The organism is Streptomyces sp. R33 (genome assembly GCF_041200175.1).
Lineage (GTDB): Bacteria > Actinomycetota > Actinomycetes > Streptomycetales > Streptomycetaceae > Streptomyces > Streptomyces katrae_B.
The window spans coordinates 4847155-4868234 of record NZ_CP165727.1 but is presented as its reverse complement, the minus strand read 5'-3'; the positions used below and the strand labels follow the sequence as shown (position 1 = coordinate 4868234).

20 protein-coding genes, 1 tRNA gene and 1 pseudogene are annotated in these 21080 nt (G+C 71.7%); 11 read left to right on the top strand and 11 right to left on the bottom strand.

Features of this window, described 5'->3' with window-relative positions:
* From AB5J51_RS22370 to AB5J51_RS22355, 4 genes and pseudogenes are all read left to right on the top strand, one after another.
* Complete coding sequence (locus tag AB5J51_RS22370; RefSeq protein ID WP_369778481.1) at positions 1–1224, top strand: sensor histidine kinase; 1224 nt, start codon at positions 1–3, stop codon at positions 1222–1224.
* The gene (locus AB5J51_RS22365; protein ID WP_030298751.1) at positions 1221–1859 is read left to right on the top strand and encodes a response regulator transcription factor; all 639 of its coding nucleotides are present in this window, start codon (positions 1221–1223) and stop codon (positions 1857–1859) included. The genes AB5J51_RS22370 and AB5J51_RS22365 overlap by 4 nt, the downstream gene beginning before the upstream one ends.
* A gap of 187 nt (positions 1860–2046) precedes the next feature.
* A pseudogene (locus AB5J51_RS22360) lies at positions 2047–2316 on the top strand (M4 family metallopeptidase); the annotation flags it as partial.
* 276 nt (positions 2317–2592) lie between these two features.
* A complete protein-coding gene (locus tag AB5J51_RS22355) occupies positions 2593–3096 on the top strand; it encodes a hypothetical protein (RefSeq protein ID WP_053786565.1) in 504 nt (167 codons plus the stop codon).
* 30 nt (positions 3097–3126) lie between these two features.
* Here the strand turns inward: AB5J51_RS22355 and AB5J51_RS22350 are convergent, their stop codons facing one another.
* The gene (locus AB5J51_RS22350) at positions 3127–3810 is read right to left on the bottom strand and encodes a pentapeptide repeat-containing protein (RefSeq protein ID WP_369778480.1); all 684 of its coding nucleotides are present in this window, start codon (positions 3808–3810) and stop codon (positions 3127–3129) included.
* A 112-nt stretch (positions 3811–3922) separates the two neighbouring features.
* On the opposite strand from AB5J51_RS22350, the gene AB5J51_RS22345 reads away from it, so the two are divergent.
* On the top strand, positions 3923–4426 hold the full coding sequence (locus tag AB5J51_RS22345; RefSeq protein WP_053786567.1) for an FBP domain-containing protein: 504 nt from the start codon (positions 3923–3925) through the stop codon (positions 4424–4426).
* 43 nt (positions 4427–4469) lie between these two features.
* On the opposite strand, the gene AB5J51_RS22340 is transcribed toward AB5J51_RS22345, so the two are convergent.
* Positions 4470–4949 carry an N-acetyltransferase family protein gene (locus AB5J51_RS22340; RefSeq protein WP_369778479.1) on the bottom strand — a complete coding sequence of 160 codons (480 nt, stop codon included), beginning with the start codon at positions 4947–4949 and terminating at the stop codon, positions 4470–4472.
* Between the two features lie 151 nt (positions 4950–5100).
* Between AB5J51_RS22340 and AB5J51_RS22335 the strand changes: the two genes are divergently transcribed.
* The gene (locus AB5J51_RS22335; RefSeq protein WP_369778478.1) at positions 5101–6480 is read left to right on the top strand and encodes an NAD(P)/FAD-dependent oxidoreductase; all 1380 of its coding nucleotides are present in this window, start codon (positions 5101–5103) and stop codon (positions 6478–6480) included.
* Between the two features lie 85 nt (positions 6481–6565).
* On the opposite strand, the gene AB5J51_RS22330 is transcribed toward AB5J51_RS22335, so the two are convergent.
* Positions 6566–6643, bottom strand: a tRNA-Thr gene (locus tag AB5J51_RS22330).
* Between the two features lie 160 nt (positions 6644–6803).
* Here AB5J51_RS22330 and AB5J51_RS22325 point away from each other — a divergent pair.
* The 4 genes from AB5J51_RS22325 to AB5J51_RS22310 all read left to right on the top strand — a co-directional run bounded on the left by AB5J51_RS22325 (position 6804) and on the right by AB5J51_RS22310 (position 11131).
* Positions 6804–8204: an RNA-guided endonuclease InsQ/TnpB family protein gene (locus AB5J51_RS22325; protein WP_369778477.1), complete on the top strand. Its 1401-nt coding sequence runs from the start codon at positions 6804–6806 to the stop codon at positions 8202–8204.
* Between the two features lie 416 nt (positions 8205–8620).
* Positions 8621–9709 carry an ABC transporter ATP-binding protein gene (locus tag AB5J51_RS22320; protein ID WP_030300782.1) on the top strand — a complete coding sequence of 363 codons (1089 nt, stop codon included), beginning with the start codon at positions 8621–8623 and terminating at the stop codon, positions 9707–9709.
* A 181-nt stretch (positions 9710–9890) separates the two neighbouring features.
* Entirely contained in the window at positions 9891–10304 is a 414-nt protein-coding gene (locus AB5J51_RS22315; RefSeq protein WP_053787873.1) for a hypothetical protein, read from the top strand.
* Between the two features lie 47 nt (positions 10305–10351).
* Entirely contained in the window at positions 10352–11131 is a 780-nt protein-coding gene (locus AB5J51_RS22310) for an NDP-sugar synthase (RefSeq protein WP_369778475.1), read from the top strand.
* A gap of 81 nt (positions 11132–11212) precedes the next feature.
* Here the strand turns inward: AB5J51_RS22310 and AB5J51_RS22305 are convergent, their stop codons facing one another.
* The 6 genes from AB5J51_RS22305 to AB5J51_RS22280 form a co-directional block, all read right to left on the bottom strand.
* Entirely contained in the window at positions 11213–12787 is a 1575-nt protein-coding gene (locus tag AB5J51_RS22305; protein WP_369778474.1) for a DoxX family membrane protein, read from the bottom strand.
* 158 nt (positions 12788–12945) lie between these two features.
* Positions 12946–13917 carry a 23S rRNA (guanosine(2251)-2'-O)-methyltransferase RlmB gene (gene rlmB / locus AB5J51_RS22300; protein WP_053787875.1) on the bottom strand — a complete coding sequence of 324 codons (972 nt, stop codon included), beginning with the start codon at positions 13915–13917 and terminating at the stop codon, positions 12946–12948.
* Between the two features lie 99 nt (positions 13918–14016).
* Positions 14017–15417 (bottom strand): cysteine--tRNA ligase, encoded by a 1401-nt coding sequence (gene cysS / locus AB5J51_RS22295; protein WP_053787876.1) that lies wholly within the window; start codon positions 15415–15417, stop codon positions 14017–14019.
* Between the two features lie 102 nt (positions 15418–15519).
* The gene (gene ispF / locus AB5J51_RS22290) at positions 15520–16032 is read right to left on the bottom strand and encodes a 2-C-methyl-D-erythritol 2,4-cyclodiphosphate synthase (protein WP_136225772.1); all 513 of its coding nucleotides are present in this window, start codon (positions 16030–16032) and stop codon (positions 15520–15522) included.
* A complete protein-coding gene (gene ispD / locus AB5J51_RS22285; protein WP_053787878.1) occupies positions 16022–16768 on the bottom strand; it encodes a 2-C-methyl-D-erythritol 4-phosphate cytidylyltransferase in 747 nt (248 codons plus the stop codon). The genes ispF and ispD overlap by 11 nt, the downstream gene beginning before the upstream one ends.
* Positions 16769–17032: 264 nt before the next feature.
* Positions 17033–17515 carry a CarD family transcriptional regulator gene (locus AB5J51_RS22280; RefSeq protein WP_003953493.1) on the bottom strand — a complete coding sequence of 161 codons (483 nt, stop codon included), beginning with the start codon at positions 17513–17515 and terminating at the stop codon, positions 17033–17035.
* A gap of 649 nt (positions 17516–18164) precedes the next feature.
* On the opposite strand from AB5J51_RS22280, the gene AB5J51_RS22275 reads away from it, so the two are divergent.
* The gene (locus AB5J51_RS22275) at positions 18165–18848 is read left to right on the top strand and encodes a hypothetical protein (protein WP_053787879.1); all 684 of its coding nucleotides are present in this window, start codon (positions 18165–18167) and stop codon (positions 18846–18848) included.
* Between the two features lie 284 nt (positions 18849–19132).
* Here the strand turns inward: AB5J51_RS22275 and AB5J51_RS22270 are convergent, their stop codons facing one another.
* Together AB5J51_RS22270 and AB5J51_RS22265 are read right to left on the bottom strand one after the other, a co-directional pair.
* Positions 19133–19813, bottom strand: a complete 681-nt coding sequence (locus AB5J51_RS22270; RefSeq protein ID WP_007265514.1) for a response regulator transcription factor — start codon at positions 19811–19813, stop codon at positions 19133–19135.
* Positions 19814–19850: 37 nt separating this feature from the next.
* Positions 19851–21077 (bottom strand): cell wall metabolism sensor histidine kinase WalK, encoded by a 1227-nt coding sequence (locus AB5J51_RS22265; protein WP_133897631.1) that lies wholly within the window; start codon positions 21075–21077, stop codon positions 19851–19853.
* Between the last annotated feature and the right edge of the window lie 3 nt (positions 21078–21080).

The following is a 21080-nucleotide window of genomic DNA, read 5'->3' as shown; positions in this document are numbered from 1 at the left end:
GTGAGCCACGTGAGCCGCACCCCGCCACCGGCGCCGGGGACGCCCGGCGGGCCCGGCACACCGGGCAAGGCCGACACGCGCGCCCTGGCGACCGTCATGCACACGGCGTTCTTCCTGCTCCTCGGCGCCTCCGTGGCCCGCTTCCTGCTGCGCCACCCCGGCTCGCCCAGCACCCCGTGGATCATCGCGCTCAGCATCGTGCTGGCCCTGCTGTACGTGCTCGGCCCCGCGCTCGGGGCCGCGCCCACCGTGCGGCGGCTGATCTGGCTCGGGCTGGTGGTGGCGACCTGGGTGGTCCTGGTCGTCCTCGCGCCCAGTTTCGCCTGGTGCGCCGTCCCCCTCTTCTTCACCGCCCTGCGCACCCTGCCGCCCCGCGCGGCGATCGTCCTCGTGGCCCTGCTGACCGTGTTCGTGGTGGCGGCCCAGCTCAAGCTCTCCAGGCAGTTCGACCCGAACCTCCTGCTGGCCCCGCCCGCGATCGCCGCCCTCGCCACCGCCGTCTTCGTCCACATGGAGCGCCAGGCCGAGTCCCAGCGCGCGCTGATCGACGACCTGATCCGCACCCGCCGCGAACTGGCCGCCACCGAGCGCCGCGAGGGCACGCTCGCCGAGCGGCAGCGGCTGTCGATGGAGATCCACGACACGCTCGCCCAGCACCTGTCCAGCCAGCAGATGCTGCTCCAGGCCGCGGACCGCACCTGGGACAGCGACCCGGCGACCGCCCGCGCGCACGTCCGTACCGCCACCGGCATCGCGGCGCGCGGGCTGGCGGAGGCGCGGCGGCTGGTCCACGACCTGGCCCCGCCGGAGCTCGAAGGGGGCGGTGGCCTCGCGGACGCGCTGCGCGCGCTCGACGCGGGCCCGGACATCGAGGTCCGCTTCCACCTGGAGGGCACGCCCGCCCCGCTCCCCGACCGCGTCCAGTCGGCGCTGCTGCGGATAGCGCAGGGGGCGCTGGCGAACGTCCGCGAGCACGCGCACGCCCGGACCACGGCCCTGACCCTGAGCTTCCTCGGCGACCAGGTGGTCCTGGACGTCGCGGACGACGGCGAGGGCTTCGCCGAGCCGCGGCCGGGTGCGCGCGGGGCGGCCGGCGACCGCGGGCACGGGCTCCCCGCGATGCGCGCCCGCGTCCGCCAGCTCGGCGGCACCCTGACCCTCGAATCCACCCCCGGCGAGGGCACGGTCCTCTCCGCGGCCATCCCCCTGGAGCCCACCGGATGACGACTGGAACCGGCCCGACGACGATCCTGCTCTGCGACGACCACGCCGTGGTCCGCGCCGGCCTGCTGGCGCTGCTGGGCAGCGCCCCGGACATCGAGGTCCTGGGCGAGGCGGGCAGCGGCGAGGAGGCCGTGGCCCTGGCGGCGAAGCTGCGCCCCGACGTGGTGCTGATGGACCTCCAGCTGGGCGAGGGCATCGACGGGGTGGAGGCCACCCGCCGCATCACGGCGGTGACCGACCCCCCGCACGTCCTGGTCCTCACGACGTACGACACGGACGCGGACGTCACCCGCGCCATCGCGGCGGGCGCCACGGGCTACCTGCTGAAGGCGGAGCGCCCCGAGGAGCTGTTCTCCGCGATCCACTCGGCGGCGGCGGGCCGCACGACGCTCTCCCCGCCGGTGGCGAGCCGCGTGATGGCCGCGATGCGGGGCTCCCGCCCGACGCTGACCGACCGCGAGCTGGACATCCTGGGCCAGTTGGCGCGGGGGCTGGGCAACCGCGACATCGCGCGGGCCCTGTTCATCAGCGAGGCCACGGTGAAGACCCACCTGGGCCGCATCTACGACAAGCTCGGCGTGGACACGCGCGCGGGAGCGGTCTCGGTGGCCAAGGAGCAGCGCCTGCTGCCGTGACGGGGCTCGTGCCGTGACGGGGGCTCGGGCCGTGACGGGGCTCGTGCCCTGACGGCGCTCCCCGCTCCCTGCTGCCCTGACGGCGTCGGGTTCCGGACACCCGGCGGGGGCTGTTCGGACAACCCGGCCGGCCACCCCGAAATTCTTGTCGCAGACCTGCCAAAACCAGGGGCCCCGCCCGGCACTCTTCTACCTCCTCGCCGAAGGCAGCGGCCCCAAGGAGATCAACAAGATCTCCTACGACTCCCCCACCTACGACGGCTCCAAGCTGCTCGGCATCGGCCGGGACAAGGCCGTCCGCATCTGGTACCGGGCCCTGAGCAGCCGCATGACCTCCACCACCGACTACGCCCGCGCCCGCACCGCCACCCTCATGGCCGCCGCCGACCTCTACGGCCCGGGCAGCGCCGAGTACGGCCGCGTCGCCGCTGCCTGGACGGCCGTCAACGTCCGCTGACGGCACACCGCCGACCGCGGTTCCGGCAGGCGTTGCGGGGGCGGTGACCCGCGATGCCCGGTGACCCCCGCGACGCCTGTGGGCGGTGGCGGTGACGGTTCCGGAGGGGCGGTGTCCGGGACGTGCGGGGCACGCGCCGCATGCAGGCCCGCAGCCGCCCAGGCCCGCCGGGACGACTGCCGGATGCGGCGCCTGCAGCCCGTCATCCCCCGGGCTCAAGACGCCCCACCGACGTCCCGTCCCACGCGCCCGCCCCACCGTGACACCATCGGGTACGTGCTCGACATCGGCTACTCCCTCTCCCGGCGCTTCCCGGACCCCCCGCAGACCGACTACCGCTCGGCGGACGTCCACTCCCTGCGCCACGACCTCTTCTGCGGGGACGTCTACCTCGCCGACACCGCCAAGGACCGGGAAGTGTCCACAGCCTGGGGATGGGTCCCCGTACTCGACTTCGCCTGGGCGCTCTGCGACATCGTCGAACAGCTCGACCAAGACCCCCGCGGCAGCCGCTCCGCCCACCGCCAGTACGCCGAACTCGACTTCACCGAATCCACCGACCGCATGCTCTTCGAGCGCCGCTTCGGCTGGGTCGACATCGAGGCCGACTGGATGCCGCCGGAAGAAGAACCGCTGACCTTCAGCCACCGCCTGCTGCGCCGCGAAGCCCGCGACTTCCTCCACGACCTGATCGCCGACCTCATCGACATGCACGACGGTCTCGCCGACAACCCCGCCATCTGGACCCTCCAGGCCCGCTTCCCCCGCGTGCCTGCCTAGCCCTGGCCGGGAGCAGCCCCCGACAGGGGACTACGACACGACGCGCAGGCCCAGCTGCGCAGCCAGCGCCGGGGCCAGGTCGAGGAGCTGGGACGGGCTGATCACCGCCCCGGACAGCGCATCCACCCCCCGCGCAATGTCCAGCTCCGCGGCCCCCCGCAGATCCACGTCCGCCATCCGCGCCCCGGTGAAATCCACCCCCCGCAGCGCACACCCGCGGAACTCCACCCGCTCCAGCACCGCACCTCCGAAGTCCGCCTCCACCAGCACACACCCCTCGAACACCACGTCCTTGAGCCGCGCCTTCCGCAGGTTCAGGTAGTCGATCTTGCCCCCGCGGACCACCACCCGCTCCAGCACCGCACCGTGCAGCTGCACGCCACCCAGACGCGCCTCCACCAGCTCCACGTCCCGCAGCGAGGCCCCCGACAGGTCCGTCCCCACCCCCCGGACGCCCTCCAGCACCGAGTCCAGGATCCGCGCCTTCGCCAGCCCCGTCTCGTCCAGCGCGCACCGCCGCAGCGCGCAGTCCATGAACCGGGCCCCGATGCCCTCCTGCCCGCCCAGGTCCAGGTCCGCGAACTCCAGCCCGTCGTAGTCCCCGTCCGGCTCCAGCTCACCGCCCGCCCACGCACTCAGCTCCGGCAGCCGCACCTCCGGCCGCCGCGCCGCCATCACCGTCTCCCGCTGCCCCTGCTGCCCCTTGCGCGCCATCCCCCCATCGTCCCCCGCCCCACTGACAACGGCAGCCGGCGCCTCGAGCCCCGACCCGCCGGTAATACCGGATGACAGCAGCCCGTACCCCCACCACGTACCGTCCCCCGACGTGGACCCGCTCACCGAGAAACAGATCCGTTCGTCCTTCGTGAACTGCACCAAGGGCGAGGCAGCCCGCCTCAGACTCCCCCTGGACTTCGGCGAACTCCCCTGGGAAGAACTCGACTTCCTCGGCTGGGTGGACCCCGGCGCCCCGCTCCGCGCCCACCTCGTGCGCCAGGACACCGACGGCTCCCCCGTCGGCATCACCCTGCGCGTCCCCGGCACCAGCCGCACGAGCGCCCTCAAGTCCAGCGTCTGCCAGATCTGCCTCACCGGCCACGCCGCCTCCGGCGTCTCCCTCCTCGTCGCCCCCCTCGCCGGGGCCCGCGGCCGCGAGGGCAACACCGTCGGCATCTACGTCTGCGCCGACCTCGCCTGCTCCCTCTACATCCGGGGCAAGCGACAGCCCAAGCTGCGCGCCGGCCGCTACGAGGAGACCCTCACCCTCCCCGAGAAGATCGACCGCGCCCGCACCAACCTCGACGCGTTCACCGCCAGGATCACCGGCTGACGGCGCACCGGCACACCAACACCACCGGCTCGGCGCAGCCGCCTCAGCCCTGCGCCGAGCCCAGCTTCCTCAACGACTCGTCCGTCAGCCGGTACACCGACCACTCGTCCTGCGGCCGCGCACCCAAGGCCTCGTAGAACGCGATCGTCGGCTCGTTCCACTTCAACACCGCCCACTCGAGCCGCTCGTACCCGCGCTCCACACAGATCCGCGCCAGCTCCGCCAGCAGCGCCTTCCCGTGCCCGCCACCGCGCACGCCCGGCCGCACGTACAGGTCCTCCAGGTAGATCCCGTGCACCCCGCGCCACGTCGAGAAGTTCAGGAACCACACCGCGAACCCGACGGCCTCCCCGTCCTCCGTCTCCGCGATGTGCGCGAACGCCGCGGGCCGCGCCCCGAACAGCGCCTCCCGCAACTGCTCCTGCGTGGCCCGCGCCTCGTGCGGCGCCTTCTCGTACTCCGCCAGCTCCCGGATCATGGCGTGGATGACGGGCACGTCTTCGACAACAGCGCTACGGATCATGCCGTCAGCCTAGAAGGCCCGAACCACCCCTCACCGCCGGCCCAGCAGAGCCCCCGCCCCCGCCACATCAGCCAAACGGCCACCTCCCCCGCCCCAAAACCCGACATCCGGTACCTGGACACCCCTCCGGCACGCCCTGTACCAACTCCCCATGACGATCAACGGCGGCATCTCCTACTGGTACGCGACGGACCAGCAGACCCCCCAGCCACCCCGCGCCCCCCTCACCGGCCACGCCACGGCCGACGTCGTCATCGTCGGCGGCGGCTACACCGGCCTGTGGACCGCGTACTACCTCAAGACCGCCGCCCCCGACCTCCGCGTCACCGTCCTCGAGCAGAAGTTCTGCGGCTACGGAGCCTCCGGCCGCAACGGCGGCTGGCTCTACAACGGCATCGCCGGCCGCGACCGCTACGCCGAACTCCACGGCCACCAGGCCGCGCTCCGCCTCCAGCAGGCCATGAACGACACCGTCACCGAAGTCATCGACACCGCCGCCAAAGAATCCATCGACGCCGACATCCACCGCGGCGGCGTCCTCGAAGTAGCCCGCACCCCCGCCCAGCTCCACCGCCTCAAGGCCTTCCACGCCGCCGAACTCGCCTTCGGCGAGACCGACCGCGAGCTCTACGACGCCACCGACACCCGCGCCCGCATCGACATCGCCGACGCCGTCGGCTCCAGCTGGACCCCGCACGGCGCCCGCATCCACCCCCTCAAGCTCGTCAAGGGCCTGGCCGCCGCCTGCGAACGCCTCGGCGTGGTCATCCACGAATCCACGCCCGTCACCGAGATCGCCCCCCGGCAGGCCATCACCCCGTACGGCACCGTCCGCGCCCCCTACGTCCTGCGCTGCACCGAGGGCTTCACCGCAGCCCTCAAGGGCCAGAAGCGCTCCTGGCTCCCGATGAACTCGTCGATGATCGCGACGGCCCCGCTGCCGCCCGAGGTCTGGTCCCGCATCGGCTGGTCGGACGCCTGCACCCTCGGCGACATGGCCCACGCCTACATGTACGCCCAGCGCACCGCGGACGACCGCATCGCGATCGGCGGCCGCGGCGTCCCGTACCGCTTCGGCTCGCGCACGGACACCGACGGCGCCACCCAGCAGTCGACGATCGACTCCCTGACCGCGCTCCTGACGTCCTTCTTCCCGGTCCTCACGGGAGTGGAGATCGCCCACGCCTGGTCGGGCGTCCTCGGCGTCCCCCGCGACTGGTGCGCCACGGTCACCCTGGACCGCACGACGGGCCTCGGCTGGGCCGGCGGCTACGTGGGTTCGGGCGTGGCCACGTCGAACCTCGCGGCCCGCACCCTGCGCGACCTGGTCCTGGGCGAACCCTCGGACCTGACCACCCTCCCCTGGGTCAACCACCGCGTCCGCCGCTGGGAGCCGGAACCCTTCCGCTGGCTCGGCGTCCAGGCCCTCTACGCGGCCTACCGCGAGGCGGACCGCCACGAATCCGCGACCCACACCCCGACCACAACCCCCTTGGCCCGCCTGGCGAACCGCATCTCGGGCCGCCACTGACGACAAAGCGGAAGGCTCCGGATGATCATCCGGAGCCTTCCGCTTCTGTACGAATCCCCTGGGCCGGCAAGTCTCTGACCTGGGATGGGGCCCCCTGTCGGATTCGAACCGACGACCTTCCCATTACAAGTGGGGTGCTCTGGCCGGGCTGAGCTAAGGGGGCACATATGACACTGCACAGCGCACAGAATCGCCTTCACTTTACACAGCGAGCCGACTTCTCCGCGAAGAGCTTTCCGGCCTACGTAACCCCTCGCCCTCGCGTTCGTTATCCGTACTGGAGTGCACGTCCGACTATCGGACCGTAGGGCTGGGGAGGGACCGTGGCCGAAGCCACCGAGCAGGAGACCCGCGTCATAGGCGCGGAGGCCAAGCGCGTCAAGCGCGAGGTCCTCGGCATCCCCGACCAGCGCAAGCACCGGGAACGCGCTGCCAAGCCGCTCACGAGCCGGGCGAAGGAACCGGGGACGCAGCAGCGGGTGTACCGCTACCGCTTCTACCCGACCGGCGTGCAAGCCCATCAACTGGTGCAGACGTTCGGCGCCTGCCGGTGGGTCTACAACGAGGGCCTCGCACTGCGGGCAAACGCCTGGCGCGACCATCACGTGTCCGTCGGGTTCGCCGAGACCTCCCGCGCACTGACGGGTTGGCGGCAGGCCAGGGAGACCTCGTGGCTGCAGGCCGTGTCCTCGACCGTGCTCCAGCAGTCACTGCGCCACCTCGACGCCGCCTTCGCCCGCTTCTTCAAGGGAACGGCCAAGTACCCGAAGCCGAAGCGCAAGCACCGGTCCCGGGATTCGGCGACGTACGTCCGCACCGGGTTCCGCTGGCGGGAGGATCCGGAGCGGCCGGGTACCGGGCTCATCTCCCTGGCCAAGCAGACCGACCCACTGGACGTGCGCTGGTCCCGTCCGCTGCCGGCCGGAGTGCTACCGGTGAAGCTGACGGTCAACCGCGACCGGGCGGGCCGGTTCTTCCTGTACGTCCTCGTGGAGGAGCGGATCGCCCCCCTGCCCGCCGCGTTCGTCACCGGTTCCAGTGCTCCCAAGGCCGTCGGCCTGGATCTCGGTCTGGCCGCCCTCGTGACCACGGACGACGGCAGCACCGTGGAACACCCCCGGCTGCTGAAGAAGTACGAGAAGAAGCTGGCGCGGCTCCAGAAGGAGCTGCACCGCAAACAGAAGGGATCGAGCAATCGCGCCAAGGTCCGCGAGAAGATCGCCCGGCTGTACGCCTTGATCACTGACGTCCGCAAGGACGGACTCGACCAGCTCACCACCCGCCTCGTGCGCGAGAACCAAGTGCTCGCGGTGGAGGATCTGGCGGTCGCGAATCTGCTGCGGTCCCCCTCGGGGGCCGGGCGTCGACGGAAGGCGAAACTCAACCAGTCGATCAGCGACGCCGCCTGGGGCCAGTTGCTGCGCATGCTGCGCTACAAGTGCGAGTGGTACGGCCGCACGCTGGTGATCGTGGACCGGTTCTTCCCGTCGACGCGCCGCTGTTCTTCTTGTCACGCGAAGGGGGAGCGGCTCGACGTGTCGATCCGGTCTTGGACCTGCCGGGAATGCGGGGCGGTACACGACCGTGATGCGAACGCCGCGGTGAATCTCCGGGACGAAGGTCTACGGCTGTACTGGTTGGTGGCCATGGCACTGCCGCCGGGGCGGGCAACGCCAACGGTGATCAGGGCGTCGGAACTGCCGGGGTGCGTCGTGGCCGCGTAGGCCGCGCAGGAGTACGGGCCGACGGGCCGTCGGTCTTCTCGCCTGTGGAGTTCGTGTCAGACCGTCCGGTGCGGCCTTGAGGGCCGTGCCGGGCGGCAACGGACGGCGAAGCAGGAATCAGGGTCAAAAGGCAAGCGCTCTGCCGCGGCTCCGGAGGTCAAAAGTGCGGCTGGCGTCAACCGGGTCAGCCGGGTAGCCGGTGCGGCTCAGCATCGTTGCCACCTGGGCCAGGTCCAGTCCGGGGAGGACGCCGAGCAGTCGGGTCCGACAGATCGCACAGAGTTCGAAGTCACGGCCCTGGGGGTGCTGACAGGGAGGGAGTGGGCCGGTAGCGTCGGGCGGAGTCCTGGTTACTGGACTAGACCTTCCACTCGGATCGTCCGGCACGTTCCTGCCGGTAGAAGGGATTCATCACCATGGCTTCTGTCACCTTCGACAAGGCGACCCGGCTGTACCCCGGCGGCGACAAGCCCGCCGTCGACGAGCTCGAGCTGCACATCGAGGACGGCGAGTTCCTCGTCCTCGTCGGCCCCTCGGGCTGCGGCAAGTCCACCTCGCTGCGCATGCTGGCCGGCCTGGAGGACGTCAACGGCGGCGCCATCCGCATCGGCGACCGCGACGTCACGCACCTGCCGCCCAAGGACCGGGACATCGCGATGGTGTTCCAGAACTACGCGCTGTACCCGCACATGACCGTCGCCGACAACATGGGCTTCGCGCTCAAGATCGCCGGCGAGGACAAGGCGACCATCCGCAAGAAGGTCGAGGACGCGGCGAAGATGCTCGACCTCACCCAATACCTCGACCGCAAGCCGAAGGCGCTCTCCGGCGGCCAGCGCCAGCGCGTGGCGATGGGCCGCGCCATCGTGCGCAAGCCGCAGGTGTTCCTCATGGACGAGCCGCTGTCGAACCTCGACGCCAAGCTGCGCGTGTCCACCCGTACGCAGATCGCCGCACTCCAGCGCGACCTCGGGATCACCACCGTCTACGTCACCCACGACCAGGTCGAGGCCATGACGATGGGCGACCGCGTGGCGGTCCTCAAGGACGGTCTGCTGCAGCAGGTCGACACCCCGCGCAACATGTACGACCGTCCGGCGAACCTGTTCGTCGCCGGCTTCATCGGTTCCCCGGCCATGAACCTGGTCGAGGTCCCGATCGCCGACGGCGGCGTGAAGTTCGGCGAGACCGTGGTCCCGGTGTCGCGCGAGGCGCTGTCCGCCGCCGCGGACGCGGGCGACCGCACCGTCACGGTCGGCGTGCGCCCGGAGCACTTCGACGTCGGCAGCGAGGGCGGTCTGACGATCACCGTCAACGTCGTCGAGGAGCTCGGCGCCGACGGCTACGTCTACGGCCGGACCACCGAGGCCGCGGGCGGTCAGGACATCGTGGTGCGCGTGGGCGGCCGCCAGGTGCCGGAGAAGGGCTCGACGCTGCACGTGGTGCCGCGGGCCAGTGAGATCCACGTGTTCTCGACGTCGTCGGGTGAGCGGCTCTCCGACTGACACCCCGGACGAGCAAGGCGACAGGGGCGCTCCCTCCCGGGGCGCCCCTGTTCGCCATCCGGGGCAGACCGGCCCATTCGGGCCCACTCGTCAACCCTTAATTCGAAAAGCCACGTCGAACCATCCCCCGACCGGGTGACTAAATGTCGCCAAATCTTCACCGAGCGCTACTCTCGCCCTCGTGACCCACACTGCCCGCCGTATCGGCCGATCCCTCGCCCTGGTCCTGCCCGTCGTCCTGGTCCTGTCCGGGACCCTCGCGGTCACCATGGTCCCCTGGGCGGACAACACCCCTTCCCAGATCCTGACCGCCTCCGCCGAGGACGTCTCCGTCCCCGCGAAGCCGCGCGCCGCGCAGGACGTGCTGCGCGACAAGCTGCTGAGCGAGCTGCAGCAGGGCGAGACGCCGGGTGACGTACTGACGCACCTCCAGCGGGAGGTGGACCGGCGGCCGTCGCTGGCCGAGCACTGCGTGGGGATCGCGCGGGCGCTGGGGCGGGCTGCGGTGGATGCGTACGGTCCGACGAAGGCGCAGTCCTTCGCGCGGCCCGTGTGCGACACCTCGTACGCGACCGGTGTCGCCTCCATGGGCTGACGGGCGTCGCCGTACTCCTCCGGGTCTGGGCCTCTACCCTGACGGCCATGACCGACGTACCTCCCGTGTCCCGCTCCTCCGTTTCCGCGGCCGCGTTCCCGGCCTCCCTCGCTCAGGCGCCCGCTCAGGCGGTCGTGTTGGCGGGTGGCCAGGGTTCGCGGCTGCGTCCGTATACGGACGACCGGCCGAAGCCGATGGTGGAGATCCCGGGGACCGGGGTGCCGATCATCGGGCATCAGCTGGCGTGGCTGGCGGCGGAGGGGGTGACGGACGCCGTGGTGTCGTGCGGGCATCTCGCGGAGGTGCTGCAGGGCTGGCTGGCCAAGGCCGACCTGCCGCTGAGGGTGACGACGGTGGTGGAGGAGGAGCCGCTGGGGCGGGGCGGCGGGCTGAAGTACGCGGCCCGGCACCTGCCGCATCCGGACCGGGCCTGGTACGCGACGAACGGGGACATCTGGACGCGGTTCTCGCTGCGCGAGATGGCGGCGTTCCATGCGGAGCGGGGGGCGACGGCGACGCTGGCGCTGGCGCGGCCGCGGATTCCGTGGGGGGCGGTGGAGACCAACGAGTTCGGGCAGGTCCTGGACTTCATCGAGTCGCCGCCGTCGCCGTATCTGATCAATGCGGGCGTGTACGTCTTCGGTGCCGAATTCGCGGCGCTGCTGCCGGACTTGGGTGATCACGAGCGTACGACGTTCCCGCGGCTGGCCCGCGAGCGGCGGCTTGCGGGCTTTCCGCTGCCCCAGGGGGCCTACTGGCGGGCGATCGACACGGTGAAGGACCTGACCGAGGCGGCACGGGAGTTGGCCGCGCAGAGCGGCTCCTGAGGCCCTGCGCGTACCGTACGAGGCCGGGGCCGGCGCGCTGTGTGCGCGCCGGCCCCGGCTTCGTTTCGTCGCGTCCCGCCGTCAGCCGAGGAGGCCGCCGACCAGGCCGGGCTTCTTGGACGGCGCGTCGCCGCCGCCGCTGCCGCTGCCCGAGGTGGAGGACGGCGGCTTCGGGGTGGACTGCTTGGGCGTGCTGCCCGAGCTCTGGCCGCTGCCGGAGCCGCGGGTCGCGGTGGGCGACTGCGAGCCGGTGCCGGCGGTCTCCTTGGTGGTGGAACCGGCGGTGCCCCGGCCGGACTTGGCGGCGGGCGCCGAGGCGCTGGCGGTGGGTTCGGCCGGCTTGGAGGGCTGCTGGGAGGCGGGCTGGCGCTGCTGTTGCTGCTGCTTGGCGGGGGCCTGCGGGAGCGGGGAGCCGGGCAGGTAGTTGCTGGGGGCCTGGCCGGGTCCGGGGACGGTGACCACGGTGGTGGAGCGGACGGCGCCGCCGAGGAGCGAGCCGATGAGGAGGGTGAGTCCGCAGACGACGGTGGCCATGATGGTTCCGCGGCGCAGGACGCGGCGGCGCAGCCGCCAGATCTCGGAGCGGGGTCCGAGGGTGCGCCAGGCTTCGCCGGCGAGGCGGCCGTCGAGGGAGTAGACGGGGGCGCCGGCGATGATCAGCGGGCTCCAGGCGGCGAGGTAGATGATGTCGGGGGCGTCGTAGGCGGGGACGGTCTTCCAGCTCACCGTCATGAGGAGCGCGGCGGACAGCAGGGCGCCGACGCAGGCGGCGAACCGCTGCCACAGGCCGAGGACGGTCAGGACGCCGACGACGACCTGGAGGAAGGCGACGCTGAGGCCGGCTCCGACGGGGTGGGCGAGGGCGAAGTCGCGCAGGGGTTCGGCGAGTGCCCAGGGGTGGAGGGTGCGGAGCCAGGTGACCATGGAGCCGCGTTCGCCGCCGTCGAAGTAGACGGGGTCGCACAGCTTGCCCATGCCGGCGTAGATGCAGATGAAGCCGAGGAAGACGCGCAGCGGGAGGAGGACGACGCCGAGGTTCATGCGGCGGCCGGGGTAGTACGAGGCCTGCCCGCGGGTGTCGGAGGTGGCCCGGCGGGAGTCGGTGCCGGGTCGGGCGTCGTGGCCGCCTTGGCCGCCTTGGCCGTCGTAGGGGCCGCCGCCCGCGTACCGGGTGTCGTACGGGAGGTCGCGCACGGGGGTCAGCGGGCGGGTCTCGTCCGGGTCCCCGTAGGTGCGCTGGCCGATGACGGTCGGCGTGGCGAGGGTGTCGTCGGCGAGGTCGTGGGCGAGGTCGACACGGGGGATGGTCTGGGTGGTGCCGCCGTCGTATGCGTCGTGGCCGCCGTGTCCGCGCCCGTGTTCGCGTACGGCTTGGATGAGTCCGCCCATGGCGGCGGTGTCGCCGGGGGCGGACCTGCCGCTCCAGACGACGGGGGCCCGGCGGCGGCCGGCACCGGCGGCGGCGACCACGGCGCCGCCGAGGACGGGCACGCGGCCGGGGGCGTTCGCGGGCTTGGAACGCGCGCTCGGGCTCGGTGCGAGCCGCACGCGGAAGCTGGCGTGGTTGACGATGACCTGTGCGGGATCGCACGGCACCTTGACCATGCTCAGCGCGGGCTGGTCGTCGAACCCTGACGTTCTGGTGTCCACACTCATCTAACCGAGTGATCAGTGTTTAGGACACTGCCTTGACAGGAGGGATGTGTCCGAGACCCGTCAAGATCAAGCCACCCCGCCCGAAAGGGGCGGGGTGGCACGCTCACGGGTCACTTCCTGTGAGCCAAGTGGATCAAGGCGGCGGGGCCGCCCGGGGGTCAGACGCGGCCGCGGGTGGCCCGGCGGCGGGCCGCCTCGTAGAGCACGACGCCCGCGGCGACACCGGCGTTCAGCGACTCGGCGCCACCCGGCATCGGGATGCGGACGAGGTAGTCGCAGTTCTCCCCGACGAGGCGGCCGAGGCCCTTGCCCTCGGAGCCGACGACGATGACGACGGGACCGCCGAGCGCCTCCAGGTCCTGCACCTCGTGCGTGCCCTCGGCGGCGAGGCCGACGATGGCGATGCCGGCCTTCTTGAAGTCCTGGAGGGCGCGGGTCAGGTTGGTGACGCGGGAGACCGGGGTGCGGGCGGCCGTGCCGGCCGAGCTCTTCCAGGCACCGGCGGTCATGCCGGCCGCGCGGCGCTCGGGGATGACCACGCCGTGGCCGCCGAAGGCGGAGACGGAGCGGACGATCGCGCCGAGGTTGCGGGGGTCGGTGACCCCGTCGAGGGCGACGATCAGCGGGTCGTCGCCCTCGTCGTACGCGGCGGCGGTGAGGTCCTCCGGGTGCGCGTACTCGTAGGGCGGGACCTGGAGGACCAGGCCCTGGTGGTTGAGCCCGTTGGTCATGCGGTCGAGCTCGGGGCGCGGGGCTTCCATCAGGTTGATGTTGCCGCGCTCGCCGGCGAGCTGGAGGGCCTCGCGGACGCGCTCGTCGTTGTCGATGAACTGCTGGACGTAGAGGGTGGTGGCGGGGACGCCGTCGCGCAGCGCCTCGAAGACCGGGTTGCGGCCGACGACCATCTCGCTGGTGCCCTTGGGGCCGCCGCGGCGCGGGGCCGGGCGGCGCTTGGCGGCCTGGCGGGCCATGGCATTGGCGATGCGGTTCGCCTTGTGCTTCTTGCGGTCCTCGGCCTTGGGCGTGGGGCCCTTGCCTTCCAGGCCCTTGCGCCGCTGGCCACCGCTGCCGACCGTGGCGCCCTTCTTGTTGGACGTGCGGCGGTTCCTGCGCTGGCTGTTCCCGGCCATGACCTCTACCTGTTTTCGTTGGTGCTGCGATATGTACGTATGAAGAGTGTGCCGCCCGGAGCGCCGGGCGGCACAACATGGCTGGTCCGGGGGCCCGGATCAGCGGGGGCCGAGGGTCCAGCGCGGGCCGCTGGGGCTGTCCTCGATGATCAGACCGGACTGGTTCAGCTGATCGCGGATGGCGTCGGCCGTGGCCCAGTCCTTGCGGGCCCGGGCGGACTCGCGCTGCTCCAGGACCAGGCGTACGAGCGTGTCGACCGCACCGTGCAGTTCCTCGCCCCGGTCGCCCTCGCCCGCCCACTGGGGGTCGAGCGGGTCCAGTCCGAGCACGCCGAGCATCGCGCGCACTTCGGCGAGGCGGGCGACCGCCGCGTCCTTGTCGTCGGCGGCGAGGGCGCTGTTGCCCTGGCGGACCGTGGTGTGGACGATGGCGAGCGCCTGCGGGACGCCCAGGTCGTCGTCCATGGCCTCGGCGAAGGCGGGCGGGACCTCGGGGGCGGGGTCGACGGTCTTGCCGGCCTTCTCGATGACGCGCTGGCAGAAGCCCTCGATGCGCGCGAACGCGGACTCGGCCTCGCGCAGCGCCTCTTCGCTGTACTCGATCATCGAGCGGTAGTGCGGGGTGCCGAGGTAGTAGCGCAGGACGATGGGGCGCCAGTGCTTGACCATCTCGGAGACGAGCACCGAGTTGCCGAGGGACTTGGACATCTTCTCGCCGGACATGGTGACCCAGGCGTTGTGGACCCAGTACCGGGCGAACTCGTCGCCGAAGGCCTTGGCCTGGGCGATCTCGTTCTCGTGGTGCGGGAAGATCAGGTCCAGGCCGCCGCCGTGGATGTCGAAGGCCTCGCCGAGGTACTTGTGCGCCATGGCGGAGCACTCGAGGTGCCAGCCGGGGCGGCCGCGGCCCCAGGGGGTCTCCCAGTCGGGCTCGCCGGGCTTGCTGGCCTTCCACATGGCGAAGTCGCGGGGGTCGCGCTTGCCGGTGATGCCTTCCTCGGCGGGCTGCTGGAGGTTGTCGAGCTCCTGGTTGGACAGGGCCAGGTACTCGGGGTACGAGCGGACGTCGAAGTAGACGCTGCCGTCGGCCTCGTAGGCGTGGCCGCGCTCGATGAGGCCGCGCATCATCTCGATCATCTCGGTGACGTGGCCGGTGGCGCGGGGCTCGTAGGTGGGCGGGAGGCAGCCGAGGGCGTTGTAGCCGTCGTTGAAGGCCCGCTCGTTCTCGTAGCCGATGGACCACCAGGGGCGGTTCTGCAGCCCGCCCTTCGCGATGATCTTGTCGTCGATGTCCGTGACGTTGCGGATGAAGGTGACGTCGTAGCCCCGGTACGTGAACCAGCGGCGCATCATGTCGAAGTTGAGGCCCGACCTGATGTGCCCGATGTGAGGGGCCGCCTGGACGGTGGCGCCGCAGAGGTAGATCGAGACGCAGCCCGGGACGAGCGGGGTGAAGTCGCGGATCTGCCGGGCGCTGGTGTCGTACAGGCGAATAGTCACGGCATCCAGGGTAGTGGGCCTGCGGCAGTGCCCCGCGACCCTTTGGGGGCGCGGGGGCGCTTTGTTGCCGAAGCGGTGTCGTCGGGGAGCCGTCGGGACGAGCTATGCAGGGGTCGTCCGGTACACCAGTGCGGTGGCGATGGCGGCGAGGCCCTCGGCGCGGCCGGTGAGGCCGAGGCCGTCGGTGGTGGTGCCGGAGACGGAGACGGGGGCACCGGCGGCCGCGGCGAGCGCCTTCTGCGCTTCGTCGCGCCGCTTGCCGATCTTCGGGCGTACGCCGATCACCTGGATGGCGATGTTGCCGATCTCGAAGCCCTCGGCGCGGACGATGCGGGCGGCTTCCGCCAGGAGGGTGACGCCGGCGGCGCCGGACCACTCGGGGCGGGAGGTGCCGAAGTGCGCGCCCAGGTCGCCGACGCCGGCGGCGGAGAAGAGGGCGTCGCAGGCGGCGTGGGCGGCGACGTCGCCGTCGGAGTGCCCGGCGAGGCCGTCCTCGCCCTCCCAGAGCAGCCCGGCGCACCACAGCTCGCGCCCGGCCTCGAAGGCGTGCACGTCGGTACCGATGCCGACCTGGGGGATCGGCGGGGTGGCGGAACCTGCGGGGCTAGTACGCATCGGTGGCCCTCCTGCGGGCGAGTACGGCCTCGGCGAGGACCAGGTCGAGCGGGCGGGTGACCTTGAAGGCCTCTTCGTGGCCGGGGACCACCATGACGGTGATGCCGAGCTGTTCCACCATTCCGGCGTCGTCGGTGGCGCCCTCGCCGTTGACGGCGATGGTCTCGTGCGCGCGGGCGAGGGTGGCGAGGTCGAAGCCCTGCGGGGTCTGCACGGCGCGCAGCCGGGCCCGCTCGGGGGTGGCGACGACCGGCTCGGGCTCGCCGGGCCCGCCGGGCTCGACCTCCTTGACGGTGTCGGCGAGCGGCAGCGCGGGGACCACGGCCGGCGAGCCGTCGCGTACGGCTTCGACGACGGAGTCGACGGTGTCCACGGGGACGAGCGGGCGGGCCGCGTCGTGGATGAGGACGCAGGTGATGTCCGCGGGGAGCGCGGCGAGGCCCGCGCGTACGGATTCCTGGCGGGTTTCGCCGCCGGGGACGACCAGGATCTCGGTCCGGTCGGGCAGGGCGTGCTCGTCGACGAGCCGGCGTACCTCGGCGGCGCCGTCGGACGGGGCCACGACGACCACGAGGGAGACGGCCCGGGAGCGGGCCATCGCGCGGACGGCGTGGATGAGCATGGGGGTGCCGCCGAGGGCCCGCAGGGCCTTGGGGGCGCCGGGGCCGAGGCGTACCCCGCGGCCGGCGGCCGGGATCACCGCGGCGGTGCGGTGGGGGCGCGTTTCGTCAGACATCAGTAGCTCCGAGCCAGGTTTGTGACTTCGGCCGACATGGGTATGGCCTGAAGGGTGCCGGGTGCGACGCCCTCGCCCCTTCCGTGACGACCGGTCGAGCAGGCTGTCCGGACCCGGCACGCCGGTGAGAAAAGCCGGTGGAAAAAGATGTGGGTGCAGACATGCCGCAGCGCCCGGCAACAGCCCTCTCGTGGAGGAGAGGGCGTGTCATCGGGCACCGCGGCACAACCGTGTGAACGCTGTTTTCCTGGGCGGCACGCCGCGTCAGGACGCGAGAACCTCGTCGAGGAGGGCTTCCGCCTTGTCCTCGTTGGTGTTCTCGGCGAGCGCGAGCTCGCTCACCAGGATCTGGCGCGCCTTCGCGAGCATGCGCTTCTCGCCCGCGGAAAGCCCGCGCTCACGCTCACGACGCCACAGGTCACGCACCACTTCGGCGACCTTGATGACATCGCCAGAAGCGAGCTTCTCCAGATTTGCCTTGTAGCGCCGGGACCAGTTCGTCGGCTCTTCGGCATACGGTGCACGCAGCACCTCGAAGACCCGGTCCAGCCCGTCCTGGCCGACTACGTCGCGAACGCCGACGAACTCCGCATTGTCCGCAGGCACACGAACCGTCAGGTCGCCCTGGGCGACCTTGAGCACCAAGTAGGTCTTGTCCACGCCTTTGATCTGGCGAGTTTCGATGGCCTCGATCAGCGCGGCCCCGTGATGGGGATAGACCACGGTGTCGCCAACCTTGAACGTCATGTGACAGGTACCCCTTCCGTGGCTATCCAGGGTAACACGAGAACTGACTGTTATGAATGGCGTTTTCGCAGGTCAGGGCACATCTCGGGGCTTGACAACAGCGACACGAACGTGCTGCGAGGGGCTTCCGGAGGGGGGTATTCGCAGGTCGGAGGCGCTGTGCGGACCGGGCGAAACGACCACGCTACACCCGGGCGATGACCCCACCCCTGTGATGTACGTCCCGTTTTGCCGGTTTCGAAGCCGGGAAACCGAACTACTCCGTTCGACTGGCGACCACCCGTACGGAGCGGTTCCGGCCCAATCCGGAATTGATCACGGAGGGCCGTTCGAAGGAATCCCGGAATTGATCACGGCAGGCCCGGGGGACGATATGCGGGCGGCACATGATCGGCAGATGAACGGCGCGGGAAGTGCGCGGCGGAAGGGCGGGCGGAAGAGCTGCCGGAAGCGCCGGCGGAAGAGCCCGTGGAAAGGAAGATCGCGGGGCCGGTAGAGGGCGGCCCGTGCGCTGCGGAGGGTCGGGTGCGGGGGCGGGGCGGCGGCTCGGTAACCTAAGCGCGCTGACACACCCTTAGGACGGCTTTACCTCGGCCGCCCTGGGACTGCCCACCCTTCCGTTCCGTACGTCCAAGGAGTTGCCGCCGCCGTGAGCCGCAGCCTTCGACGCGGCGCCCTCGCCGCCACCGCCATCGTGTTCTCGATCGCCTCGCTGGCCGCTTGCGGTGCAGGCAACAACGCGGAGACGCTCCAGATCAAGCCGGACAACGCCGCCGTCACCAAGGGCGACATCAAGATCCAGAACGCGCTGGTGATCACTCAGGGCGAGAAGGGCAAGAAGGGCCCGGCCGCGGTCTCCGCGACGGTCTTCAACTCCGGCGACAAGCCGCAGACCCTTGACGCCATCACCCTGCCGGGTGGCAAGTCCAAGGTCGTCCTGAAGGGCGCCGAGGGCGCAGCCGGCAAGGTCACCGTGCCGGCCGGCGGCTCCGTGGTCATCGGCGGCAAGGGCAACGCCTCCGCCGTGATCGAGGGCGGCGAGGCCGTGCAGAACGGCAACGCGCAGAAGGTCGTCTTCCAGCTGAGCAAGGCGGGTGACGTGGAGATGGAGGCGTTCGTCGTCCCGGGCTCCGGCATGTACGCGGGCTTCGGCCCGACCGAGGCCCCGGTCGCGGCCCCCGGCTCCACCCCGTCGGGCAGCCCCTCGGGCACGCCGTCGGGCAGCCCGTCCGGCTCCCCGGCCACGACCCCGTCGGGCGCCGCTTCGGGCACCCCGTCGGGCGCGGCCTCGGGTTCGCCGTCGGGTTCCCCCTCGCACAGCGCCGGCCACTGAGCCGGTAGCACCCCGTACGAAAGGGCCCCCCTCCGCTCCGGCGGAGGGGGGCCCTTTCGTATACGCACCACGGATCACACCTGCCGGCTACGACTTACGGCTCGAACTTGTAGCCCAGGCCGCGGACCGTGACCAGGTAGCGCGGCGCGCCCGGGTCGGGCTCGAGCCCCTCCCGCGTGCGCCCCTCGCGCCGCTCGGCCCTGGAGGGCCTCCCGGGCTTCGGGCCGCTGGACCGGCCTCCGGCCGGCCGTGGCCGGCCCGGAACCCGCACCACCGCCGGAGGTTTACGGCTCGAACTTGTAGCCCAGGCCGCGGACCGTGACCAGGTAGCGCGGCGCGCCCGGGTCGGGCTCGATCTTGGCGCGGAGGCGCTTCACGTGGACGTCCAGGGTCTTGGTGTCGCCGACGTAGTCGGCGCCCCAGACCCGGTCGATCAGCTGCATGCGGGTCAGTACGCGGCCCGCGTTGCGCAGCAGCATCTCGAGCAGGTCGAACTCCTTGAGCGGGAGGTCCACCTTGGCTCCGGCGACGGTGACCACGTGGCGGTCGACGTCCATCCGTACGGGGCCGGCCTCCAGCGCGGCCGGGGTGACCTCCTCCGGCTCGCCGCGGCGGCGCAGGACCGCGCGGATGCGGGCGACCAGCTCCCGCGAGGAGAAGGGCTTCGTGACGTAGTCGTCGGCTCCTATCTCCAGCCCGACGACCTTGTCGATCTCGCTGTCCTTGGCCGTCACCATGATGACGGGGACGTTGGAGCGGCCGCGCAGCTGCCGGCAGACCTCCGTGCCGGGCAGGCCGGGGAGCATCAGGTCGAGGAGGACGAGATCGGCGCCGTTGCGCTCGAACTCGTCGAGCCCGTCGGGCCCGGTCGCGGCGATCGCGACCTCGAAGCCCTCCTTGCGGAGCATGTAGGACAGGGCGTCGCTGAAGGATTCCTCATCCTCGACGACGAGCACTCGGGTCACGGAAGGACCTCCGGGGCAGGAATGGCTGGTTCTGTTTTCAGGCGGGGGTGGGGTGGCTGGGTGCGGGGGCGGGCTCCGCGGCCGGGGCGGCCGCGGGTGCCGGAGCCTGAGCAGCTGCTTCCGGCAGGCGCAGGGTGAACGTGGAGCCCTGACCCTCCGAGCTCCATACGGACACCTCCCCGCCGTGCGAGGCCGCCACGTGCTTCACGATCGCAAGACCGAGGCCGGTTCCTCCCGTGGCACGGGAGCGGGCCGGGTCCACGCGGTAGAAGCGCTCGAAGATGCGCTCGCGGTCCTTTTCCGGGATGCCGATGCCCTGGTCGGTCACGGCGATCTCGATCAAGTCTCCCCCGGGTGCCGCGACCCTGCGTCCGGCTATGCCGACGCGGGTGCGGGCGGGGCTGTAGTTGACGGCGTTCTCGACCAGGTTCCCGAGGGCCGCCGCGAGCTGGCCGCGGTTGCCCCAGACGCGCAGGTCGGCGGTGCCGCCCGCGGCCATGGTGATCTGCTTGGAGGACGCCGTGTGGCGGCAGCGGTCGATGGCCTCGGCCACCAGCGTGTCCACTCGTACGGGCTCCGCGTCCTCGAGCGGGTCGTCGTTCTGTACCCGGGAGAGGTCGATGAGCTCCTGCACGAGGTTGATCAGGCGGGTGGCCTCGATCTGCATGCGGCCGGCGAAACGGCTGACCGCCTCGGGGTCGTCCGCGGCGTCCATGACGGCCTCGGACAGCAGCGAGATGGCTCCGACCGGCGTCTTCAGCTCGTGCGACACGTTCGCGACGAAGTCGCGCCGTACGGCCTCGATGCGGCGGGCCTCGGTGAGGTCCTCGACCAGGAGCAGGACGAGGCGGGAGCCGAGGGGGGCGACGCGCGCCGAGACCGCGAGGGCCTCGCCGCGGCCGGTGCCGCGCCGGGGCAGGTCGAGCTCGACCTGGCGTATCTCCCCGTCGCGGCGGGTGTCACGGGCCATGTGGAGCATGGGTTCGACGGCCAGTTTGCCGCCGCGTACGAGCCCGAGGGCGTATGCGGCGGACGAGGCCTTGACGACCGCGTCCCCCTCGTCGAGTACGACGGCGGAGGAGCGGAGCACGGAGAGGACGGTGTCCACGCCGGGCGGGAGCACCGCGTTGATGTCGGGGCGCATGGAGCTCCGGGTGGGGCGGGCCTGGTCGCGCTCGCTCCAGCGGAACGCCAGCATCGCGATCACGCCGGTGCAAAGACCGGCGATCGCTGCAGCTGCGGCGACCGCCGCGTTCACGTCCATGCA

Excerpts from the sequence above, each read along its gene's own strand:
- AB5J51_RS22365 (WP_030298751.1), top strand. The coding sequence starts at position 1,221 with ATGACGACTGGAACCGGCCCGACGACGATCCTGCTCTGCGACGACCAC.
- AB5J51_RS22350 (WP_369778480.1), bottom strand. The coding sequence starts at position 3,810 with ATGGCGCGCAAGGGGCAGCAGGGGCAGCGGGAGACGGTGATGGCGGCG.
- AB5J51_RS22340 (WP_369778479.1), bottom strand. The coding sequence starts at position 4,949 with ATGATCCGTAGCGCTGTTGTCGAAGACGTGCCCGTCATCCACGCCATG.
- AB5J51_RS22335 (WP_369778478.1), top strand. The coding sequence starts at position 5,101 with ATGACGATCAACGGCGGCATCTCCTACTGGTACGCGACGGACCAGCAG.
- AB5J51_RS22320 (WP_030300782.1), top strand. The coding sequence starts at position 8,621 with ATGGCTTCTGTCACCTTCGACAAGGCGACCCGGCTGTACCCCGGCGGC.
- AB5J51_RS22310 (WP_369778475.1), top strand. The coding sequence starts at position 10,352 with ATGACCGACGTACCTCCCGTGTCCCGCTCCTCCGTTTCCGCGGCCGCG.
- AB5J51_RS22305 (WP_369778474.1), bottom strand. The coding sequence starts at position 12,787 with ATGAGTGTGGACACCAGAACGTCAGGGTTCGACGACCAGCCCGCGCTG.
- rlmB (WP_053787875.1), bottom strand. The coding sequence starts at position 13,917 with ATGGCCGGGAACAGCCAGCGCAGGAACCGCCGCACGTCCAACAAGAAG.
- ispF (WP_136225772.1), bottom strand. The coding sequence starts at position 16,032 with ATGCGTACTAGCCCCGCAGGTTCCGCCACCCCGCCGATCCCCCAGGTC.
- ispD (WP_053787878.1), bottom strand. The coding sequence starts at position 16,768 with ATGTCTGACGAAACGCGCCCCCACCGCACCGCCGCGGTGATCCCGGCC.
- AB5J51_RS22280 (WP_003953493.1), bottom strand. The coding sequence starts at position 17,515 with ATGACGTTCAAGGTTGGCGACACCGTGGTCTATCCCCATCACGGGGCC.
- AB5J51_RS22265 (WP_133897631.1), bottom strand. The coding sequence starts at position 21,077 with ATGGACGTGAACGCGGCGGTCGCCGCAGCTGCAGCGATCGCCGGTCTT.